Raw genomic sequence first — 3456 nt, 5'->3', positions numbered from 1 at the left:
CAGGCTTCGTCTGTGTTTGCGCGCGATCGGCTTGCCGAGTATCTAGACGAACAGCAAAAGCCTTATACTAAATGGGATAATTTTTTTGACGTGTTGGAAAATTTGTCCCAGAAATGGAATTGAAACTCAACTAGGAATTGCGCGGGGGAGTTGAGAAACCCGGTTTCTTCCTAAATTCCTCGTTGCCTAACCCAAATTTTTTTCGTAGAAACCGGGTTTCTTTCCGTAATAACTATTAACGTAAAAGCTGGACAAAAAACTGAGGATTTGCAAAGAATGAGTGGCGATTTGAGACCGGATTTAATTGCAGCAGCCAAACATTTTTACGATCGCGGTTGGATGGTGGGGACTGCTGGCAATCTTTCGGCCCGCTTACCCGATGGCAGCTTTTGGATTACTGCTAGCGGCCGCGCGAAAGGGCAGTTGACTGAAGTAGATTTTATCAGAATGAGTTGCGACGGCGCGATCGTCGAACAACCTGTTGCCGACAGCCGCCCTTCCGCCGAAACCAGCATTCATTTAGCCGTTTACAATTGTTTTCCAGACGCTAAAGCTTGCTATCACGTTCACTCGATCGAAGCAAATTTAGTTTCTCGGCTAACCGAAGGCGATGCAGTGTCTTTACCGGCGATCGAAATGCTCAAAGGTTTGGGCGTGTGGGAGGAAAACCCCCAAGTGGCGATACCCCTATTTGCAAATTATTTGGAAGTGCCTAAGATAGCCAAGGAAATCTGCGAATACTTTGCCATTTGTACACCATCTGTACCAGCTTTATTAATTCGCGATCACGGCATCACAGTCTGGGCAGACTCGCCAGCCGTCGCCTACAATTACGTAGAAATTGTAGAGTACATTTTTCGATACACGATCGCAGCCCGCCAATTAAATTTAGATTTGAAATATTAGATATGAATTTAGGAAATTCCTAAACGCAAAATCTAATATATCTAAGGTGTTTAGGGTGTACCTTACCGCTAAGTATCGTGTCAAACACTTTTGATTTCAAAAGTGTAGCCAACAAGCAAATATCCAAAAAAGGAAACAACAATCATGTCTAAATATAACAGAGTTTTATCCATAGACGGTGGCGGAATCAGAGGAATTATCCCGGCGCAAGTTGCAGTTAGCATCGAGTCAAAGCTGCAACAGAAAAGCGGCAACCCAGATGCGAGAATAGCTGACTATTTCGATTTAATCGCCGGCACGAGTGCGGGAGGAATTTTAACTTGCATCTATTTATTTCCCGACCCCAAAAATCCCAGCAGACCTCGGTGGTCTGCCCAAGACGCTGTTAATTTTTCTATCAACAGCGGCCGCGACGTTTTTAAAAGTTCATTTTGGCAAAAATTTCGCTCTATAGACGGTTTGATCGATGAGAAATATCCCAGCCCTCCGTTAGAAGAATTCTTTCGGAAAAACTTTAGTGATTGCCAACTCAGCCAACTGCTGAAACCTTGTTTAATTTCCAGTTACGACGTGGAAAGAAGAAAAGCTAATTTTTTCAACCAAATGGATGCGAAACAACATCCCGAAGCCGACTATTTTATTAGAGATGTTGCCAGAGCGACATCTGCCGCTCCCACTTACTTTGAAATTCCCAAAATTTACTCTTTGACAAACGAATGCTACGCTTTAATTGACGGGGGAGTATTCGCCAACAATCCGGCACTTTGCGCCTATGCGGAAGTGAGAAATAAATTCACATTTTCCGAGGATCGCCCAGAGAGAGGCCCGACAGCAAAAGATATGGTAATTTTATCTCTGGGGACGGGAGAAGCTCAGAAAAAATATCCCTACGAAGAAGTGAAAGATTGGGGTCAAATTGAGTGGGTTGAGCCTTTGATTAATATCATGATGACGGGAGTTGCTGAAACTGTAAATTATCAATTAATCCAAATTTATGATGCGATTGAAAGACCAAATCAATATTTGAGAATTACTCCCGATCTGAACCACGAACCACCGCTGCGGATTGATGATGCTTCGGAAGAGAAGATATTGGATTTGGTGAGAATTGGTAAGGATCAAGCCGAAAAGCATGACGAAGAGTTGGATAAGTTTATCGACTTGTTGCTTGCCGAGTAGCCATCAAATTTTAGATTTTGGATTTGAGACTTGAGATTGGATAATTGGGAAAAACTGATGATGACCACAAAACCAATCAGTCTCAATCTAAAATTTAAAATGGTATAACCTACCAACGGCAAGGCTGGCAGACTAAAAATATGTTGACAAATCGCGCAGTAATTGCTGTAGAATTGGCTAAGTCTATATTTAGCAATGCTTGGCCCTGTTTGTAATTAATCGCGAGCTGTCAGTAATTGGTTAAAAAATACCAAGAAAAGCGCGATCGACATTTAGATGAAACCTTGAACAACAGGTGGTTTCAGCGATTTTTAGTGACTTTGTTCCTGGGCGGTCAAGTGCTGCTGCGCGTCCTGCAATGCAAAATTGACCGCCGCAAAATCATGGAACATTTAGTAACAGTAGGCCTGGATTCTTTGCGTTCCGTGCTGCTAATAGCCTTTTTTGCGGGCATGATTTTTACCGTTCAATCGGCCAGAGAATTGATTCGGTTTGGGGCGGTTGGGGCGGTGGGAGGTGCTTTTGCTGTGGCATTTTGTCGGGAATTAGCACCAGTTTTAACGGCGGGCGTGGTGGCGGGACAAGTAGGTTCGGCCTTTGCTGCGGAGATTGGAGAAATGCAGGTGACGGAACAAATAGATGCCCTGTATATGCTGAGAACAAATCCGGTTGATTATTTAGTAGTGCCGAGGGTGATAGCTTGCTGCATCATGCTGCCGATTTTAACAATTTTTGCGGTAGCGGTGGGGATTTTGGGCGGGCTGTTTGTGGCGGCTTATTTTTACGAGTTGGAACCGTCAGTATTTTTGGAATCGGTGCGGACTTTTTTGGGGCCTTGGGATTTAGTAACTGTGGCGATTAAGAGTTTTATTTTTGGGTTGATTATTGCCCTTGTCGGTTGCGGTTGGGGGTTGACAACGGCGGGCGGTGGAAAAGGGGTAGGTCAAGCTGCAACGGCGGCGGTGGTGACTTCTTGGGTGTTTATTTTTATGGCGGATTTCTTTTTATCGCTGTTGATGTTTCACGAGTTGGGAATTACGAGAAGCGGGTAATTGTTGGTAGAAGACTCGGCGGTTGAAACCGCGTCTACACAGACAAAACCCACCTCCGTGGGTTGAAGAAATAACTACAGAAATTAAGTTTGCAGTAAGGACTTTAGGATCGAAAACTTATACCATTTTTCTTTCATATGTGCTATGGATGAAGTCTTAGCCCCCCCTTAATAAGGGGGGGTTGGGGGGGTAATATAGCCTTTCTCAGAAAGATGAGGTGCTCTCGCGGGCCTAAAAGCATCGGGCCTAAAAGCATCGGGCATCGGGCCTAAAAGCATCGGGCATCGGGCCTAAAAGCATACCTCACCTTTGTGAGAAC

3 protein-coding genes are annotated in these 3456 nt (G+C 44.4%); all 3 read left to right on the top strand.

The annotated features are described in order from the left end of the window. Nucleotides 1-276: 276 nt before the first annotated feature. The 3 genes from mtnB to WBA89_RS06850 all read left to right on the top strand — a co-directional run bounded on the left by mtnB (nt 277) and on the right by WBA89_RS06850 (nt 3137). Nucleotides 277-906, top strand: a complete 630-nt coding sequence (gene mtnB, locus WBA89_RS06860) for a methylthioribulose 1-phosphate dehydratase (RefSeq protein ID WP_424405021.1) — start codon at nt 277-279, stop codon at nt 904-906. Between the two features lie 144 nt (nt 907-1050). Further along, complete coding sequence (locus tag WBA89_RS06855; protein ID WP_424405019.1) at nt 1051-2085, top strand: patatin-like phospholipase family protein; 1035 nt, start codon at nt 1051-1053, stop codon at nt 2083-2085. A gap of 236 nt (nt 2086-2321) precedes the next feature. Continuing rightward, complete coding sequence (locus WBA89_RS06850) at nt 2322-3137, top strand: MlaE family lipid ABC transporter permease subunit (protein WP_424405017.1); 816 nt, start codon at nt 2322-2324, stop codon at nt 3135-3137. Nucleotides 3138-3456 lie beyond the last annotated feature (319 nt).

The sequence above is a fragment of the Microcoleus sp. genome (assembly GCF_049646505.1).
Lineage (GTDB): Bacteria > Cyanobacteriota > Cyanobacteriia > Cyanobacteriales > Microcoleaceae > Microcoleus.
This window is presented reverse-complemented; position numbering and strand designations above follow the sequence as displayed.